The 17,954-nt window shown below is 72.8% G+C and carries 16 protein-coding genes and 1 pseudogene; 11 read left to right on the top strand and 6 right to left on the bottom strand.

The features are described 5' to 3' along the window. Positions 1-19: 19 nt before the first annotated feature. From ACGFIO_RS10580 to ACGFIO_RS10550, 7 genes are read left to right on the top strand one after another with little or no spacing between them, the layout of a single operon-like run. Entirely contained in the window at positions 20-490 is a 471-nt protein-coding gene (locus ACGFIO_RS10580) for a chemotaxis protein CheW (RefSeq protein ID WP_392824749.1), read from the top strand. Next, a complete protein-coding gene (locus ACGFIO_RS10575) occupies positions 487-1,872 on the top strand; it encodes a CheR family methyltransferase (RefSeq protein WP_392824747.1) in 1,386 nt (461 codons plus the stop codon). Before ACGFIO_RS10580 ends, ACGFIO_RS10575 begins: the two co-directional genes overlap by 4 nt. Further along, a complete protein-coding gene (locus tag ACGFIO_RS10570) occupies positions 1,869-2,408 on the top strand; it encodes a chemotaxis protein CheW (protein ID WP_392824745.1) in 540 nt (179 codons plus the stop codon). The genes ACGFIO_RS10575 and ACGFIO_RS10570 overlap by 4 nt, the downstream gene beginning before the upstream one ends. Next, positions 2,405-3,871, top strand: a complete 1,467-nt coding sequence (locus ACGFIO_RS10565; RefSeq protein ID WP_392824743.1) for a methyl-accepting chemotaxis protein — start codon at positions 2,405-2,407, stop codon at positions 3,869-3,871. The genes ACGFIO_RS10570 and ACGFIO_RS10565 overlap by 4 nt, the downstream gene beginning before the upstream one ends. Further along, the gene (locus ACGFIO_RS10560; protein WP_392824741.1) at positions 3,871-5,934 is read left to right on the top strand and encodes a response regulator; all 2,064 of its coding nucleotides are present in this window, start codon (positions 3,871-3,873) and stop codon (positions 5,932-5,934) included. The genes ACGFIO_RS10565 and ACGFIO_RS10560 overlap by 1 nt, the downstream gene beginning before the upstream one ends. Further along, positions 5,931-6,983, top strand: coding sequence for a chemotaxis-specific protein-glutamate methyltransferase CheB (gene cheB, locus ACGFIO_RS10555; RefSeq protein ID WP_392824739.1), 1,053 nt, complete (start codon positions 5,931-5,933; stop codon positions 6,981-6,983). The genes ACGFIO_RS10560 and cheB overlap by 4 nt, the downstream gene beginning before the upstream one ends. Beyond that, positions 6,980-8,941: a response regulator gene (locus tag ACGFIO_RS10550; protein WP_392824737.1), complete on the top strand. Its 1,962-nt coding sequence runs from the start codon at positions 6,980-6,982 to the stop codon at positions 8,939-8,941. Before cheB ends, ACGFIO_RS10550 begins: the two co-directional genes overlap by 4 nt. 149 nt (positions 8,942-9,090) lie before the next feature. Here ACGFIO_RS10550 and ACGFIO_RS10545 read toward each other — a convergent pair whose 3' ends face one another. From ACGFIO_RS10545 to ACGFIO_RS10535, 3 genes are read right to left on the bottom strand one after another with little or no spacing between them, the layout of a single operon-like run. Beyond that, complete coding sequence (locus tag ACGFIO_RS10545) at positions 9,091-9,723, bottom strand: GNAT family N-acetyltransferase (protein ID WP_392824734.1); 633 nt, start codon at positions 9,721-9,723, stop codon at positions 9,091-9,093. Positions 9,724-9,757: 34 nt separating this feature from the next. Then, positions 9,758-12,268, bottom strand: coding sequence for an FtsX-like permease family protein (locus ACGFIO_RS10540; protein WP_392824731.1), 2,511 nt, complete (start codon positions 12,266-12,268; stop codon positions 9,758-9,760). After that, complete coding sequence (locus tag ACGFIO_RS10535; protein ID WP_392824729.1) at positions 12,265-13,041, bottom strand: ABC transporter ATP-binding protein; 777 nt, start codon at positions 13,039-13,041, stop codon at positions 12,265-12,267. The genes ACGFIO_RS10540 and ACGFIO_RS10535 overlap by 4 nt, the downstream gene beginning before the upstream one ends. A gap of 151 nt (positions 13,042-13,192) precedes the next feature. On the opposite strand from ACGFIO_RS10535, the gene ACGFIO_RS10530 reads away from it, so the two are divergent. Together ACGFIO_RS10530 and ACGFIO_RS10525 are read left to right on the top strand one after the other, a co-directional pair. Continuing rightward, positions 13,193-14,368: a sensor histidine kinase gene (locus tag ACGFIO_RS10530; protein ID WP_392824726.1), complete on the top strand. Its 1,176-nt coding sequence runs from the start codon at positions 13,193-13,195 to the stop codon at positions 14,366-14,368. Next, positions 14,365-15,003, top strand: a complete 639-nt coding sequence (locus ACGFIO_RS10525) for a response regulator (protein WP_392824724.1) — start codon at positions 14,365-14,367, stop codon at positions 15,001-15,003. The genes ACGFIO_RS10530 and ACGFIO_RS10525 overlap by 4 nt, the downstream gene beginning before the upstream one ends. A gap of 73 nt (positions 15,004-15,076) precedes the next feature. Here ACGFIO_RS10525 and ACGFIO_RS10520 read toward each other — a convergent pair whose 3' ends face one another. The 3 genes from ACGFIO_RS10520 to ACGFIO_RS10510 are packed head-to-tail and all read right to left on the bottom strand — an operon-like array spanning position 15,077 to position 16,918. Beyond that, a complete protein-coding gene (locus tag ACGFIO_RS10520; RefSeq protein ID WP_392824723.1) occupies positions 15,077-15,601 on the bottom strand; it encodes a GNAT family N-acetyltransferase in 525 nt (174 codons plus the stop codon). Between the two features lie 4 nt (positions 15,602-15,605). Further along, a complete protein-coding gene (locus tag ACGFIO_RS10515; RefSeq protein ID WP_392824721.1) occupies positions 15,606-16,196 on the bottom strand; it encodes a DUF305 domain-containing protein in 591 nt (196 codons plus the stop codon). Then, positions 16,181-16,918, bottom strand: coding sequence for a lytic polysaccharide monooxygenase (locus tag ACGFIO_RS10510; RefSeq protein WP_392825465.1), 738 nt, complete (start codon positions 16,916-16,918; stop codon positions 16,181-16,183). The genes ACGFIO_RS10515 and ACGFIO_RS10510 overlap by 16 nt, the downstream gene beginning before the upstream one ends. Positions 16,919-17,245: 327 nt before the next feature. Here ACGFIO_RS10510 and ACGFIO_RS10505 point away from each other — a divergent pair. After that, positions 17,246-17,383, top strand: a pseudogene (locus tag ACGFIO_RS10505) (nucleotidyltransferase domain-containing protein); the annotation flags it as partial. A 173-nt stretch (positions 17,384-17,556) separates the two neighbouring features. Beyond that, positions 17,557-17,895, top strand: a complete 339-nt coding sequence (locus tag ACGFIO_RS10500) for an MmcQ/YjbR family DNA-binding protein (RefSeq protein WP_392824720.1) — start codon at positions 17,557-17,559, stop codon at positions 17,893-17,895. Positions 17,896-17,954: the final 59 nt, after the last annotated feature.

Below are 17,954 nucleotides of genomic sequence, written 5' to 3'. Positions count from 1 at the left end.
ATGTCGATAATCTGGGCCAATGGCGCACACCGACGGGGCGGATGCGGAGGGCGGGGCTTCCCTCGTCTTCCGGGCCGGCTCCATGCTCTGCGCCCTCCGGCTCGACGAGGTCATCGAAACCATGCGCCCGCTGGCCGTACGCACCCTGGCCGGCGCGCCCGCCTTCGTGCGGGGCATCTGCGTCATGCGCGGCGTGCCCACCCCGGTCGTCGACGTCGCCCGGCTCCTCGGCGGTGAGGACGCCGCGGTGGCCCGGTTCGTGGCCGTCCGCACCGAACGCGGGCCGGTCGCCTTCGCCACCGGCGAGGTGCTCGGCATCCGGCCCACGGCGGCCGGTGGCGCACACCCCGGGCTGCTGACCGGCGCGTCGAGCCGGCTCGTGGCCGGGGTCGGAACGCTCGACAACGAGCCGCTGCTGCTGCTGCAGAGCATGCGGGTGGTGCCCGACCACGTGTGGGCGGCCGCCGCCGGCGAGACGGTGGCGCCGTGATCGGTACCAGTGACGTGAGCCGCTTCCGGTCCCTGCTGGCCGGCCGGATGGGCTGGACGTTCGCCGACAACGACGTGCCGCACCTGACCCAGGAGCTGCTACGGCGGGCCCACGCGCACGGCGTCGACCGGGAGACGTACCTCGGCCGGCTGACCGACGACCACGCCGAGCTGGCCGTGCTGGCCGAGGACCTGTCGATCACCGAGACCTACTTCTTCCGGCACGGCGAACAGTTCCGGGCGCTGGCCGACGTGGCCCTGCCCGAGCGGATGGCGGCACGGGCCGACCAGCGGGTGCTGCGGCTGCTGTCGGTGGGGTGTTCGTCCGGCGAGGAGGCGTACACGCTGGGAATCATCGCCCGGCAGGTGCAGCCGGACCCGGGCTGGATCGTGTCGGTGCTCGGCCTCGACGCCAACCCGGCGATGCTGCGCAAGGCCGATCAGGCCCGCTACTCGGCCTGGTCACTGCGGGAGACCCCGGACGCGGTACGCGAGAGATGGTTCCGGGCCCACGACGGCACGTACGAGGTCGACCCGGCCGTCCGCGCGTGCACCCGCTTCCGGCGGCACAACGTGGCCGAGGACGACCCCGACCTGTATCGCCCGGAGCAGTACGACGTCATCTTCTGCCGCAACCTGCTGATGTACCTGACCCCCGAGGTGGCGGGCACGCTGGTCGCCCGGATGACCCGGTCGCTGATGCCGGGCGGGTTCCTCTTCCTCGGCCACACCGACTCCCTGGGCAGCGGCCCGGAGGGGCTGGAGCCGATGCACAGCCACTCGTCGTTCTTCTACCGCCGCGTGGCGACGCTGCCGGCCGCCCGGGATCCGCGGGTCGAGATTCCGCGCGTACCCCGGATCGATCGGCCCGCACCCGCACCCGTACCCGCCCGCGCGCCGGAACGGATCCTCACGCTGCTCCACCAGGAACGGTTCGCCGAGGCCCTGGCCGAGAGCGAACGCGCCGCGCGCACCGACCCCCAGGACCAGCTCGTCCACGCCGTCCTGCTGGCGCAGGCCGGGCGGCTGGCCGACGCCGAGATGGAGGTACGCGCGCGGCTCGACGCCAACGGCCTCGACGCGGACGCCCACCACCTGCTCGGCGTCTGCCTCGAAGGCGGCGCGGCGGTCGACGTGGCCATCGGGCACTACCGGCTGGCCGCCTACCTGGACCCTGCGTTCGCCATGCCCCGGCTGCGGCTGGGATTGCTGTCCCGCCGCCGCGGCGACCACCGGGCCGCGGCCGTCGAGCTGGACCGGGCCCTGCACCTGCTGCGTGAGGAGCAGGACGACCGAATCGCGCTGTTCGGTGGCGGGTTCGGACGAATCGCCCTGACCACGCTGTGCCGTACCGAGTTGGATGCCACGGGGGCGACGCCATGAGTCCGAGATCAGTCCTGGAAGGGTTGAACGTTCTGCGCGAGGAGTTCGACCGATCCTTCGCCATGCCGGCCCGGCAGCACGACGCCGAGCAGAGCGAGCTGCTGGCGGTGCGGGCCGGCGGCCGGGCGTACGCGCTGCGGCTGGCCCAGACCTCCGGCCTGTGGCCCGACCGCCCGGTGACGCCCCTGCCCGGACCGGTCGCGGCGTTGCTCGGGGTGGCCGGTTTCGGCGGCACCATCGTCCCGGTGTACGACCTGGCCGCCCTCCTCGGCCATCCGGCGCCCGAACGACCGCGCTGGCTTGTGCTCGCGACCGGCACGCCGGCGCTGGCCCTGGCCTTCCACGAGCTCGACGGTCACGTCCGGGTGCCCACCGACGCGATAGTCACCGAGGCATCCGAACACCCGCACGGCTGCCTGCGCGGCATGGTCGCCCTGGCCGGCGGCATCCGCCCGATCATCGACCTCGAGGCGGCCCGGACGGCGGTACACACGATGGCCGGACACCAGCGGTCCGGGAAGGAGCATGACCGATGAGCCGACGCACCTTCGGCCGGAAGCTGGGTGGCAGCTTCGCCCTCGTCGTCGTCCTGACCCTACTGATGGGCGCGGCCTCCGTGGCCGCGCTCCTGGTCGTGGTCAACGCCAAGGACAGGGTGATCACCTCGGCCTCCGAGTCACTGATGGAGGCCGAGCGGCTGAACAGCACGATCGAGGGGCGGATCAGCGACTACCGCGCCTACCTGCTGAGCGGCAGCCAGGAGTACCTGGACCTGACCGAGGCCGGCCGCACCGCGTTCCTGGCCCAGGTCGTCGCCCTGCGCGGCCGGCTGCACGACCCGACCGAGCTGCGCCTGCTGCAGGCGATCACCGACGCGGAGGCCGCGCACACCGCCGCGCTGACCCCGGTGATCGAGAAGCGGAAGGCGATAAAGACGCTGGTGAACACCAAGGCTCTGAACGCGACCGGGCTGAAGCCGGCCCGGCTGGCGCTGCAGCGGTCGATCGACGATCTCACCCGGCGGGTCCGCGCCGACGTCGAGACCACCCGCAAGGAGTCGTCGACCCGGGCCGTGCAGGCCATCGTCGTCATCGTCGGCCTGGCCGTGCTGGCCGTCGGCGCGGCCATCGTGGTCGCGGTCCGGCTCAACCGGGGCCTGCGCCGCGAGGTCGGCAGCGCGGTCGGCCACATCCAGAGCTCATCGGCCGAGCTCGAGGCGGCCGCCGCGCAGCAGGCGACGGGCAGCCGGGACCAGGCCAGCGCGATGAACGAGATCACCACGACGATCAGCGAGCTGCTGATCACCTCGCGGCAGATCGCCGACAACGCCAAGCGGGTGTCGCAGATCGCCGAGGACACCGCGACCGCGGCCGAGACCGGTGACTCGACCATCGACCAGACCCGGGCGTCGATCCAGGCCATCCGCACCCAGGTGGATCTGATCGTGCAGCACATGCTGACCCTGGGCGAGAAGTCGCAACAGATCGGCGGCGTGGTCGACCTGGTGTCGGAGCTGGCCGAGCAGACCAACATCCTGGCCATCAACGCGACCATCGAGGCCAGCGGGGCGGGCGAGTGGGGCCGGCGGTTCGCGGTGGTGGCCGAGGAGATCCGCAAGCTGGCCGACCGGACGGCCGGGTCGGCCAAGGAGATCCGGGCGCTGATCGACGACGTCCGGGGCGCGGTCAACACGACGGTGATGGCCACCGAGATCGGCGCCAAGAGCGTGGACTCGGGCAGCCGTCAGTTCGACGACGCGACCAGCTCGTTCCGCCGGATCGCGCAGCTGGTGGCCACCACCAACGACGCCACGCGGGAGATCGAGCTGTCGACCAAGCAGCAGACCACCGCGGTGGAGCAGGTGAACGTGGCCGCCTCGGACACCGCCCGGATCACCCGGGAGACCGAAGCCAGCGCGGTGCAGACCAGGCAGACCGCCTCGCATCTGTCCAATCTCTCCGGTGAGCTGCTGCAGCTGGTCGGGACGGACCGCGGCTGATGTCCGACGACCCGCTGAGATACTTCCGGGTCGAGGCCCGGGAGCTGGTCGACCAGATCAGCGCGGCGGTGCTCGACCTCGACCAGGACCACGACGCCGAGGTGGTCGCCCGGCTGCTGCGGTACGCGCACACGCTCAAGGGCGCCGCGCGGGTGGTGAAGCAGCCGGAGATCGCCGAGCGGGCCCACGCCTTCGAGGAGGTGCTGGTCGGCCACCGCGAGGGCGACGTGCCGCTGGCCGCCGACGAGATGCGCGAGCTGCTGCGCCTCAACGACGAGATCGAGGGGTACGTCGCCGAGCTCGAACCCGGTGGCAGCCCCGAGCGGCTTCCGGGGCCCGGAAGCCGGCCTGAGCTACCACCGGAACGGCCGGCCGAGCCGGCGGCGGTGAGTGTGGAGCGGCGGGACACCAGCGACGTCGACGAGTTGCTGGACGCGATCGGCGAGGCGCACGCCCGGTTCGCGCCGCTGCGGGCCGGCAGCGGACACATCGAGCGGCTGCACCGGGAGGCCGACGCGCTGGCCGACCGGCTGCGGGTCGACCGGCCCGGCACGATGGCCACCGCCCGGGCCGCCGCGATGCGGCTGTCCGGCGAGTTCAGCCGCATCGCGCGGCGACTGTCCGATGTGGTGGAACAGGTCGAGCGGGAACTGGACGAGGTCCGCGGCCGGGCCGAACGGCTGCGCCTGGTCGCCGCGGCCAGCATCTTCACCGCGCTGCACCGGGCCGTCCGGGACGCCGCCGACTCACAGGGCAAACGGGTGCGGTTCGAGGGCCACGGCGGCGACCTGCGGATGGACCCGCACGTGCTGACCCTGGTCAGCGGCGCGTTCCTGCACGTGGTCCGGAACGCGGTGGCGCACGGCATCGAGGCCGCCGAGGCCCGCGCGGCGGCCGGCAAACCCGCCGAGGGCACGGTGGTCGTCGAGGTCGAGCGCCGGGGGCGCTTCGCGGCCTTCCGGTGTACGGACGACGGCCGTGGTTTCGACCTGGCCGCCGTGCGCCGCACCGCCGAGGCCCGGGGCCTGCTCATGCCCGGCAGCGCCGAACCGGACGAGCGGGCCCTGCTCGATCTGCTGCTGCGCGGCGGGATCAGCACCTCGGCCACGGTCACCGACGTGGCCGGCCGGGGCATCGGCCTGGACGTCGCCCGGGACGTGGCCGACCAGCTCGGCGGCGACGTCACCGTCCGCACCGAGGCGGGGCGCGGCGCCACCGTGGAGCTGGTCGTACCGCTGGCCCTGCTGTCGTTGAACGGGCTGGTCGTGGAGGCCGCCGGCACCGTGGCGACAGTGCCCCTGGACGCGGTGCGTACCTGCGTACGGCTGGATCCGGACCAGGCCGCGGTGGCCGCCTCGGCCGGCCGGATCGCCCACGACGGCCGCGCCCTGCCCTTCCTGCCGCTGGCGCGGGCCCTCTACGCCGGCACCGCCGTCCCGGACACCGGCGCCCCCGGCGTAGCCGTGGTCGTGGCGGCCGACCAGGACCTGGTCGCGGTCGGCGTGGACCGGCTGGCCGGCACCTCCACCCTGGTCGTCCGCCCGCTGCCCGACCTGGCGCCGGCGGCCGAGGTGATCGGCGGCGTGGCCATGGACCTGGACGGCAACCCGCGCCTGGTGCTGGACGCGCACGGCATGGTCGCCGAGACCACCCGGGCCGGCGGCGCGCCCGGCGGCCCGGCGGTGGCCACGCGCCGGCTGCCGATCCTGGTTGTCGACGACTCGCTGACCACCCGGATGCTCGAACGCAGCATCCTGGAGTCGGCCGGGTACGAGGTCGAGCTGGCCGCCTCCGGCGAGGAGGGCCTGGCCAAGGCGCGCGAGCGGGAGTTCGCGCTCTACCTGACCGACATCGACATGCCCGGCATCGACGGCTTCACCTTCGTCGAGCGGACCCGGGCCGAGCCGGGGCTGCGGCACGTCCCGGCCATCCTGGTCAGCTCCCGGGCCAGCGCCGAGGACCGGCAGCGCGGCGCGGACGCGGGTGCCGGCGCGTACGTGGTCAAGGGCGAGTTCAACCAGGAGGAGCTGCTGGCCCACATCCGCCGGTTGGTCAGCTCATGATCCGGGTGCTGGTGGTCGAGGACTCGGCGACGATGCGCCACCACCTGCGCTCGGCCCTGGCCGCCGACCCGGAGCTGGTCGTGGTCGGCGAGGCGGTCGACGGCGGCCAGGCGGTGGAGATGTGCGGCCGGCTGCGCCCGGACGTGGTGACCATGGACATGATGCTGCCGACGATGAGCGGGCTGGGCGCCACCGAGCACATCATGGCCGACTACCCGACCCCGATCCTGGTGGTGTCGTCGGCCGACCGGCAGGAGCTCTTCAGCACGTACAACGCCCTGGCCGCGGGGGCGGTCGACGTGCTCGAGAAACCGCGCGGCGACGCCTCCGACGTGGGCTGGGAACGACGGCTGTGCCAGGCCGTCCGGCTCGTCTCACGGATCCGGGTGATCACCCACCCGCGGGCCCGGCTGTCCCGGATTCCGGAAACGGTCGCGACCCCGATGTCGCCGGTCACGAGCGACCTGCGGGTGGTGGCCGTGGGCGCGTCCACCGGCGGACCGGGCGCCCTGACCGAGCTGCTGCGGGCCCTGCCGGCCGGATTCCGTACGCCGATCCTCTGCGTCCAGCACATCGCGGCCAGCGAACCGTTCGCGGTGGCCTTCTCGGACTGGCTGGCCGACCAGACCGAACGCTCGGTCAGCTACGCGGTCGACGGGGTTCCGCTGGGCGCGCTGAGCGGCCGGGTGGTGCTCGCCCCGCCGGACCGGCACCTGCTGCTCCGGGACGGTGCGGTACGCGTCACCGACGGCCCGCCCCGGCACTCCTGCCGGCCCAGCGTGGACGTGCTGTTCGAGTCGGTCGCCACCGAGTACGCCGCCGCCGCGGTCGGATGCCTGCTCACCGGCATGGGCCGGGACGGCGCCGACGGCCTGCTGCGGATGCGCGGCCGCGGCGCGCTGACGTTCGCGCAGGACGAGGCGAGCTCAGTGGTCTACGGCATGCCCCGGGAGGCGGCTCTGCTCGGGGCGGCGTCGGCCATGCTGCCCCCGGCCAAGATGGCGGCCAAGCTGGCCGAGCTGGTCCCGGCGACGGGAGTCCGGCGATGACCACGTCCACCGTGCTGATCGTCGACGACAGCCTGACCGTGCGGATGAACCTGCACGAGGCCTTCGAGGCCGACGGCTTCGTCACGGTGCTGGCCGCCACCGGCGCCGAGGCCCGCTCGGCCTTCGCCGACGCGCACTTCCAGGTGGCGGTGCTGGACGTGCTGCTGCCCGACTCGGACGGCCTGGAGCTGCTGCGCGAGCTGCGGGCCCTGCCCGGCCGCGAGCAGGTGGTGACCGTCCTGCTGTCGACCGAGGCCGAGGTGGCGGACCGGATTCAGGGGCTGTGCACCGGCGCCGACGAGTACGTGGGCAAGCCGTACGACGTCGGCTACGTGGTGGCCCGGGTCCGGCAGCTCCTGAACGAGCAGTCCCCCGCCCCGGAGCAGAACCAGGTCACCGTGCTCGTCATCGACGACAGCCTGACCTTCCGGGAGAAGCTGCGTGGGCTGCTGGAGTCCGAGGGCTACGTGGTGCTGACCGCCTCCTCCGGCGAGGACGGCCTGCGGGTGGCCGCCGACCGCCGACCGCAGGCGATGATCGTCGACGGGGTGATGCCCGGCATCGACGGAGCCACCGTCATCCGCCGGGTCCGCCTCGACCCGGCCCTGCGCGACACGCCGTGCCTGCTGATGACCGCGGCCGACGACTACGCCACCGAGGTGCAGATGCTCGAGGCCGGCGCCGACGGTTTCCTGCGCAAGCATCAGGACATCGCGGTCGTGCTGGCCAAGCTGGCGGCGGTGCTGCGGCAGAGCGCCGAACAGCTGCCCATCGACCCCGGCGGCAGCCTGCACGGGCCGAGCAAGCTGCTGGCCCTGCACCCGGACCGGGACGGGCTGGCCACCCTGATCGACGCGCTGCGCACCGACGGCTACGACATCGCCGGGGCGACCAGCGCGGACGAGGCGCTGGCCCTGCTCGCCGCCCAGCCGGCCGACTGCATCGTGCTCGGTTTCGACGGCGACGAGGGCCGGGCGACCTGCCGGCAGATCAAGGAGGTGCCGCGGATCGGCGACACCCCGCTGGTGATGACCGGTACGCGTGACGACTCCATCCTGGACTGCCTGGCGGCGGGCGCGGACGACTACGTGCGCTCGGTCGACGGGCCCGAGGCGTTGCTGGCTCACGTGCGTACCCAGATCAGACGCAAGCAGAGCCACGACGAGAGCCGGCGCATCCGCGAGGAGCTGGCCCGGCGGGAGCTGGCGGCGGCCGAGGAACGCGCCGCGCGGCAGCTCGCCGAGACCCGGGCCGCGCTGGTCGAGGAGCTGGAGTGGCGCAACCGCGAGCTGGAGGCGTTCAGCGGCTCGGTGTCGCACGACCTGCGCGGCCCGCTGCAGATCATCTCCAGCTTCGCCGAGTCCATGCTGGACGAGGACGAGGAACCGCTGGGCGAGCATCTGCGGCACCGGGTGCAGCGGATCCACGCCGCCGCCGGGCGGATGGCCGACCTGGTCGAGTCGCTGCTGATCCTGGCCCGGGCCAGCCGCGGCGACCTGCGCCGGCAGCGGTTCGACCTGACCGCCACGGCCTGGGAGGTGGCCGCCGAGGTGCAGGCTCGCGACCCCGACCGCAAGGTGGAGTTCCGGGTGGCCGAGGGCATGTCGGTGAACGCCGACGAGGGCCTGGTCCGGGTCATCCTGGAGAACCTGGTCAACAACGCGGTCAAGTTCACCCGCAAGATCGTCCATCCGGTGGTCGAGGTGGGCGCGCAGGGTGCCCGCTACTTCGTGCGGGACAACGGCGCCGGTTTCCCGGCGGGCCAGGCCGGCGACCTGTTCCGGCCGTTCGCCCGGCTGCACTCGGCCGAGGACTTCCCGGGTACGGGCATCGGCCTGACCACCGTGCACCGGGCGGTCGAGCGGCACGGCGGCGAGATCTGGGCCGAGGGCGAGGACGGGCGCGGGGCGACGTTCTGGTTCACCCTCCCGCCGGCCGGCCGCGGCCGATCAACCTGAGACGCACCCAGCGGTAGCCCCGCGGCATCCGCACCACGAACAGCACCCCGACCTACCACTGCCACCAGCCCACCCCAGTGGTAGCCCCGCGCGGCATCCGCACGGCGAACACCGCTCTGGCCTACCACTGCCACCAGCCCGCCCAGTGGTCAGGCCAGGCCGAACCAGGGGAGACAGGGTGCGACGCCGCCGGCCTCGACCTCGGCGCCGCGCGTCCACTCGTCGGCCGGAAGCCGCAGGTGGCGGAGCAGCAGCCGGCCCTCGCGGCTGTGCACGAAACCCAGGCCGTTGTCGCGATAGCCGATCCGCCGGGAAACGCCGAGGGACGCCTGGTTGTCCAGGGCCGCGGAGGTTATCGCGGCCAGCGCGCCGAGGTGGTCGAAGGCCAGGCCCAAGGCGGCGGTACGCATGGCCACCCCGAGCCCGCGGCCGCGTACCCCGGGAATCAACCACGAGGCGGAGTCGACCGTCCGCAGCTCCGGGAAGTCGTCCCCCTCCAGCGTCTGCACGCCGACCAGGGCACCCTCGTGGCGGACGGCCAGGTGCAGCACCCACGACTGCGGCGACCAGGTGCCCAGCGCCCGCCAGTAGCCCTGATGGAACAGGCGCTGCTTGTTCTGCCGGTCGGTGAGCCCCGGCAGCATCGCCAGCCGCGGGTCGGGCTCGGCGTCCTCGGGCTCGAGCGCGGCGAGCTCCGGCAGATCCGCCTCGCGGACCGGCCGGAGCTCCACCTCGCGACAACGCGACCACAGGTCGAACAGTGGCCAGTCGGCGTAGGTCATGCCGTAGTTCTACTCCGTGGCCAAGGCGGCAGTTCTACTCCGTGGCCAAGGCGGCCACGGGACTGATTTTCGCGGCGCGCCGGGCCGGGAGAACCCCGGCCAGGGCGGTCAGGACGACCAGGACGGCGAACACCGCGACCAGGCGGAAGCCGGGCAGGGCGAGCGGCGCGTTCTGGCCCAGGGCGGAGACCGCGAGCCAGGCGTACGGGACACCGAGCAGCAGCCCGAGCAACGCGCCGAGCACCCCGTACAGGCCCGACTCGGTGGTCAGCATGGCCCGCAGTCCGCCCCGGGACAGGCCCAGCGCCCGCAGCAGACCCGACTCCCGCACCCGCTCGACCACCGACAGGGCGGTCGTGGTGCCGACCCCGACCACGGCGATGAGCACGGTCAGCCCGATCAGGCCGATCGCGATCAGCAACAGCACGGTCAGCGTGCTCTCGATCTCGTCACGCTGGTCCGCCAGCACCGTGACACCGACCCCGGGCCCGGCCGCCACCTGCCGCAGCGCGGCGTCCGCGGCGTTGCGGCCGGCGTCACCGGACTGCGCGGCGTCGGCCAGCAGGCCCGACCACCCGGCCGGGGCACCGAGCTTGGTCAAATCGGCCGGCGCGAGCACCAGCCCCGAACCGAGCGGCGCCGAGTCGGGCAGCGCACCGGCCACTGTCACCTCGACCGAGCGTTTGCCCGCGGTGACCGTCGTACGGTCGCCGACCTTGAGCCCGCTGACCGTCCCGGCGAACCCCGAGATCACCACCTGGCCCGCCTCGAGCCCGTGCCAGGTGCCCTTCGTGACGTCCAGTTTGGCGATGCCCGGCACCGCGTCCATGGCCAGGTCGTTGGCCTCCAGCTTGGTCTGGCTGCCACCGACCATGACGTCGGCGACCTTGCGGTAGGGCACCACGTTCTTCAGCTCGGACTTGGCCCGCACCCGGTCGGCCAGCGCCGGGTCGAGCGGGGTCCCGGCCGCGACCACCTCGAAGTCGGCCGGGGCACTGGCCGCGGTCTCCCGCTCCAGCAGGGCCTGCACCGACGAGGCGCCGACGAGCGAACCGGCGATCAGCGTGACGCCCAGGGCGACCACCACCGACACCGCGGCCGCCCGGCGCGGCGCCGCCCCGACGCCACCGACAGCGAGCCGGCCCAGCGGACCGAGCCGGCGCAGCGGCCAGCCCGCCGCGGCCAGCAGCGGCCGGACCAGCACCGGGCCCAGCGCGATGAGGGCCAGGAAGGCCAGCGTGCCCGAGGCGACCACCAGCAGCAGCATGGACTGCGAGTCGTAGTTCTCCTGATCCGGCTTCGGCAGGTTCATGACCACGTACGCGGCCAGCAGCCCCGCCCCGGCCGCCAGCACGGCGCCGAGGATCGCGCGGACCCAACCGATGCTCTTGCTCGCCGGCGACGTGCTGGCCGTGCGCAGCGCCTCCAGCGGAGACACCCTCGAGGCGGAGACGGCGGGCGTCAGCACGGCCAGCACGGTGCCGACCACGGCCAGCGCCAGCACGCCCAGCGCGGGCAGCACCGGGAAACCCGGCGACGCGATCTTCGTGCCGGCGGCGTGGGCGATGACCGGGACCAGATGGCCCAGGCCCAGCGCCGCCAGCACCCCGACCAGGCCGGTGACCAGGCCGGTGAGCGCACCTTCGGCGATCAGCGCCCGGACCAGCGACCCACGCCCGGCACCGACCGCCCGCAACAGCGCGAGCTGCCGGGTCCGCTGGGCGAACACGATCCGGAAGGTGGACGCCGCGACCAGACCGGCGGCGACCAGCGCGATCGCCACGAACATGGCAACCACCGCGAACACGTCGTCGACGCCGTCGGCCCGGCTCTGCGCCTCCTCCAGGCGTACGTCGGCTCCGGACCGCACCTGAACTCCGGCGCCGACGATCGCCTCGACCGCGGCGCGCGCCTGCGCCTCCTGGCCCGGCGCCACCGCCAGGTCCACCTGACTGACCGTGTCCTGGCCGGTCAGCACGCCGAGCTGGGCCTGCGACGTGTACGCCTGCTGCCCGTAGTCGTCCGGCACCGACACCACGCCGACCACGGTCAGCTTGCGCAGCGGCCCCGGCTTGCCGTCGTCGTCATAGGTGGTGGCCATCTCGAAGGAGGTGCCGACCCGCAGACCCATCCGATCGGCGGTCTTCGGCGTCACCGCCACCTCACCGGCCCCGGTCGGGTAACGGCCCTGGGCCACGCTCACCTTGGCCAGCGGCCCGGAACCCGGGTCGGCGGTCAGGTTCAGGCCCCGGCCGGCCAGCTCGCCACCGGCGTCCATCCGGCCCGCCACCGCGGTCACGCCCGGCACCGCCGCCAGCTTGGCCAGCCGCGCCGCCGGCACCCCGTTCTCCTGACCGAGCACGACCAGCGCCGCGGCCTCGGGGGTGTCACTCAGCCCGTCGAGCATGCTGGCCCTGGTCATCTGCTGGGCCAGCACCGTCGCGTAGACGACGAACGACGCGACCAGCACGGCCATGCCGGTCAGGAGCAGCCGCGACGGGCGCCGGGCCGCCTCACCGACCTGGGTACGCAGAACACCGCTCATCGGACGACCGCCAGATCCCGCAGAGCAGCGGCGATCATGTCCTGGTTCGGGTGCGCGAGGTCGCCGGCCACCCGGCCGTCGGCCAGCAGGACGACCCGGTCCGCGTACGCCGCGGCGTTCGGGTCGTGGGTGACCATGACGATCGTCTGACCCAGCTCACGCACCGAGTTGCGCAGGAAGAGCAGCACCTCGGCGCCGGAGCGGGAGTCCAGGTTGCCGGTCGGCTCGTCGGCGAACACCACCTCGGGCCGGGTGATCAGCGCCCGGGCCACCGCGACCCGCTGCTGCTGACCGCCGGACAACTCGGCCGGCCGGTGGTTCAGACGACCGGTCAGCCCGAGCGTGCCGGTCAGATGCTGCAGCAGGCCCCGCTCGGCCCGGCGGCCGGCCAGGTCCAGTGGCAGCATGATGTTCTGCTCGGCGGTGAGCTGCGGCAGCAGGTTGAACGACTGGAACACGAAGCCGATCCGCTCCCGGCGCACCCGGGTCAGCACCCGGTCGGGCTGGGCGGTCAGGTCGGTGCCGCCCAGCAGCGCCCGGCCCGAGGTCGCCTTGTCCAGCCCGGCCAGGCAGTGCATCAGCGTCGACTTGCCGGAACCGGACGGCCCCATGATCGCGGTGAACTGGGCCCGCTCGAAGCCGACGGTCACGCCGTCCAGCGCGCGGACCGCGGTGTCACCGGCGCCGTAGACCTTGACCAGGTCGACGGCGGCGACCGCGGCCATAGTTCCCGGCCCGGCCTGCTCGCTGTGCTCGCTCGCGACGGTCGTCATCACATGTCCTTAATCGTCTGGGTCGATGTCGGGACACATGGTGTCGACCGGGGCACCGCGTCCACATCGGCTGAGGGATTGGTCCCGTCCGGGTGCGACTCTGTCTTTCGGCCGATGGGACCGGCCCGACCAGGACCTACGCTGGGTGACGATGACGAAGCAGCCCAATCGCAACCTGCTCTTCCACGCCGGGCAGGCCGCCGCGCTCGTGGTGATGGCCGGGCTGGGCGCCATCGACCTGCTCACCGGCTCGTCCGGGGCCGGCCCGGCGGTGCTGCTCGAGGTGCCGGCCGCGGTGTTCGCCGCCGCCGTCTGGCTGCCCCGGCACCGGCAGGGCTCGCTCAGACTGCCCAAGGCGGCCCTCGTCCTGGCCGCCTTCTCGCTGCTGGTCACCGTCATCGTCGGGGTGGCCGGCCCGACCGACGCCAGCTTCGGCACGGCCGAGTCGCTGGCCCTGCTGGGCGTGCTGTTCGTGGTCAGCCGCCGCGGCGACCCGGCCTGGTCGGTGATGGCGGTCATCGCCACCGTCATCTCGCTCGGCCTGATGCCCATCCGCGGCGGCTTCGAGTACCAGTTCGTCATCGCCGGCCTGATCCTGGCGCTGGCCGCGACCGTCGCCATCGGCGGTGGGGTCTATCTGCGTACGATCGACTCCGGCCGGCGCCGCGCGATGGACGCGGTCCGGGCCGAACAACGCACCGAGTTCGCCCGCGACCTGCACGACTTCATCGCCCACCACGTGACCGGCATCGTCGTGCAGGCCCAGGGCGCCCGGTTCATCGCCGAACAGGACCCGCAGCGCGTCCTGCTCGCCCTGGAGCAGATCGAGGCGGCCGGGGCCGAGACGATGGCCTCGATGCGGCGGATGGTCGGCGTGCTGCGCGACCCGCAGGCCCAACCGGACGCGCCGCTCGCCCCGATCGCCGGGGTGCCCGAGCTGGCCCAGCTGGTGCAGCAGTTCACGGCGGCGGGTGGGCCACTCGCCCGGCTGCACACCGACGGCGACCCGCACGGGCTGCCGGTGGAGGTGTCCACGTCGGCGTACCGGGTGGTGATGGAGGCGCTGACCAACATCCGGCAGCACGCCGACGGGGCCCGGGTGGTGGACGTCTGGGTTCGGCGTACGCCCGACTGGCTGCTCGTCCGGGTGGCCAACGACGGCGCGCCGCCCCGCGCCGCTCTCCCCCGCGAACGGCCGGGGTACGGTCTCGTGGGCTTGACCGAACGGGTACGCGCGGTGGGCGGCCGGATCACCGCCGGGCCGGGCATCGACGGCGGCTGGGTGGTCGACGCCGCCCTGCCACTGACACTGGAGGTTGGCCGTTGATTCGGGTCATCATCGCCGACGATCAGGCCATGGTCCGCACCGGGTTCGGCATGATCATCGGGGCTCAGCCGGACATGGAGGTGGCCGGTGAGGCCGCCGACGGGGTGGAAGCGGTTGCCCTGGCCCGGCGGGTCAAACCGGATGTGGCGCTGCTCGACATCCGGATGCCCAAGATGGACGGGCTCGAAGCGCTGCGGCTGCTGGCCGGGCCCGGGGTGGCTGAGCCGGTCAAGGTGGTTGTGGTCACCACGTTCGACCTCGACGAGTACGTCCACACGGCGCTGCGGAACGGGGCCGCCGGGTTCCTGCTCAAGGATTCGGGGCCGGCGCTGCTCATCGAGGCGGTGCGGGCGGCGGTGTCGGGGGATGCGCTGATCAGTCCGTCGATCACGGTTCGGCTGCTGGAACATTTGAGTCCGCCGGCGCCGGTCAGCGACGATGGCGGGTTGTCGCCCCGGGAGCTCGATGTGGTGCGGCTTGCCGCCAGAGGGCTGACCAATGCCGAGATCGCCGGGGAACTGTTCATCTCCATCGGGACGGTCAAGACCCATTTGGGCAGTGTGCAGACCAAGTTGGGGGCGCGTAACCGGGTGGAGATCGCGGCGTGGGCCTGGGAGCGGCGGTTGGTTGCTTGAGCGCCCGCCGAAGGCGTGTTCCATGACCCGGCCCGGGCTGCGGCGTGGCCCCGGCCGGGTCATGGAACACGACTCAGAGGGGGAACCAGTAGCGGCGGGTTCGGCCTAGGCGGCCGTCGCGGATGTCTTCGAAGATGCCGCCGGCGCGTTCTATGACGTGGCGGGAAGCTGCGTTGGTGACGTGGCAGGTCACCAGGGCACGGGCCAGGCCCCGGGCCTTTGCCTCGGCCAGCACCTGGCGCAGGGCCCAGGTGGCCAGGCCTCGGCCGCGGGCCGATGGGCGTACGCCGTAGCCGATGTTGCCGCCCTGTTCGAGGAGGAATTCGTTCAGCTCGTGGCGCAGGGAGATGGAACCCAGCACGGAGTTGTCCTCGACCATCCACCAATAGCTGGTGTTCACCCGGCCGGGCTCCGGCTCGATGTCCGGGTTCTCCTCGTCGTGCAGGCGCTGGACGAAACGCGCGAAGCCCTCGGGCGAGTCGAGCTCGTCGAAGTCGCGCAGGCCGGAACCGTCCTGGTGGACGCCGCGGCCCCAGTCGTCACGGGACTCCAGCCACGGCTTGTGCAGGTCGATGGTAGGGCGGATGAGCGTCGGCATCCGGCTATTGTCCAGCGGCCAGCGTCAGAAGGCGCTGGATTTCCGCTTGGCGCTTCATCGTGGTCGTTCGGGCCAGATCAACAGCTGGTGGGTACGCTCCACCGCCCGCTTCCATGCGCGCGGTCTCCATGCCGTTGTGCAGGTGGCCGAGCAGCAGGGCGACCGCGGTGCGATCGAAGTCCTGATCCTTCGCGGTACGCAACTCGTCCACGTCCCGCGGCCGCAACGCGTGCAGGGCCCCGTGTCCCGCGTGCACCGACTCGTTCGGGTCGGCCGTCGCGGGCTTGCCCCACCCGGTCAGCCATCCGGTGAGCGTGGTGTTCTCGGTCTTCCACTCGTCGCGCAACTGGGTGGCGACGGCGATCAGCTCGGGCGCGGTGCCACGGTCGACGGCCAGGTCGAGCACCGGCCGGCCCTGGCTGATGTGCTCGACGGTCATCTGGGCGTACATCACGTCGGTCGCGTTCGTAGCCGGCGCCTCCGGAGCCGCCGGCGCCTCCGAACCGCAACCGGCGACCAGCATCGCGAGCAGTGCGGCGAGAACGGCGTGGGCCCCGCCGCGGCGAGGCCCACGCTTGGTCAGATGCGTTCCCACAGTGCCGGTACGTTCGGCGGTTCCCAGCCGGCGATCGCGGTGTGCGCCTGCCGGCAGCGGTAGCTCAGGCCGCCGTAGGTGACAGTGCTGCCCGCCGCGTAGGTCGTGCCCGCGGCCCAGGTGCCACCGGCCGGCGGCGGGTTCGACGGGGGCGGGTTGGAGGGCGGCGGGTCGGACGGCGGCGGGTTGCTCGGCGGCGGCGTGCTGCCCCCGCCGATCTGCAGGTCCACACAGGAATAGAAGGCGTTCGCGGTGTCGGCGATGTTCCACCGGGCCAGCAGGCGCTGACGGCCGGTGAAGTTGCCCAGGCTGACCGTGTGGGTCTTGGTCGCGCCCGGCTGCGCGCCACCGTCGTTGAACGACGCCAGCAGCGTGTTGCCGATGAAATACTCCCACGTGCTGGTGGAGTGCCGCGCGGTCAGCGTCCAGGTGAACGTGACGGTACGGCCGACCGAGGCGGCCGGCCAGCCCCTGCTCTCGTCGTTCAGCACCGCGAACCGGTTGCCGCCGCCGTTGCACTGCATCGAACCCTTGGGGGCCTCGACGCTCTGGGGCTCGTAGATGATGTCGCCGCAGTTGGCCGGATTGCCGCGGACGCAGTTGGCCTGCCGGCTGGGCGGGGTGGAGATGTAGCCGTGCGCCAGGGCCGCGGGCACCGCGACGAACATGGACGTGACAACGGCCGTGAGGGTGAGGATCGGTAGGACTACTCGGCGCCTCACTCGTCGGGTCATGGAGTGCTCCTCTGCTGGGGGACGGCGGGCCGGGGGTTTGCTTCAGGGGGCCGCCCGGCCCGCCGGGACGGGGGCCTTCACTCGCCTTGTCCGCCCAACATAAGTTAAAGCTTGTTAACAGTAAATAGACATAGTGAAGTTTTTCTATCTAAGCTGCTCGGGCGCCCTGCTCGGGCGCGCGCCGGCCTCGGGCATCGGTGCGGCCCGCCCGGCACGTCACACAGATGGCGGCACGTCGGCGGGCCGAGCCCGGGCTTCAGGCCAGGCCGGCAGGCGTTGATAAGTCGTACGTGTAACCATCCGGGAGGTCGTGCCATGACGCTCGCTCTGGCGACCAGACTGGCCCAGCGATGCGCGTCGATCGCCGGCGGGACCGTGATCCTGCACGGTTCGCTGGCCGCCGGCGGCTACCGCCCCGGCGACAGTGACATCGACCTGCTCCAGGTGACCGATGGCCCGGTCGACGCGGCCGCCTATCGACAACTCGCGGCATCCGCCCCGCTCGACCTGCACGTGGTGTCGGCCGCGGTGGCGGCGGCGCCGGAGCCCGCTCCCTGGCCGGGTGCGGGAAGCGCGGCGGGCTGGCGGTGCCTGGAGGTTGTGCGCGGCGGCTTTAGGGTGGGCGGGTGGCGGATGCCGAGGATGTGCGACGGGTGGCTTTGGGGCTGCCGGACGTGGTGGAGATCGAGAGCGACGGGTTCGACTTCCGGGTGCAGAACCGGGGGTTCGTGTGGTCGTATCCGGAACGGCTGCCCGGGAAGCCCCGGGTGCTGCGGACCGACATCGCGGTGCTGTTCGTCGGGGACGAGGCTGAGAAGCAGGCGCTCGTCAAAGGTGAGCCGGATCTGTTCTTCACCACGCCTGGGTACGACGGGCTGCCGCTGGTCATGGTCCGGCTCGAGGCTGTCGACGAGGGGCGGCTGACCGAACTGATCACCGACGCTTGGCGGATGCGGGTGGAGTGACCGCGCGCGAGGGCCGTCGACCTAGGGCTGCCTCGCACCTGGGTGATCCTCAGATGCGC

Source organism: Actinoplanes sp. NPDC049265 (assembly GCF_043197135.1).
In the GTDB taxonomy this organism is placed as follows: Bacteria; Actinomycetota; Actinomycetes; order Mycobacteriales; family Micromonosporaceae; genus Actinoplanes.
The sequence above is the reverse complement of the archived record's forward strand: the minus strand, read 5'-3'. Positions and strand labels throughout refer to the sequence as shown.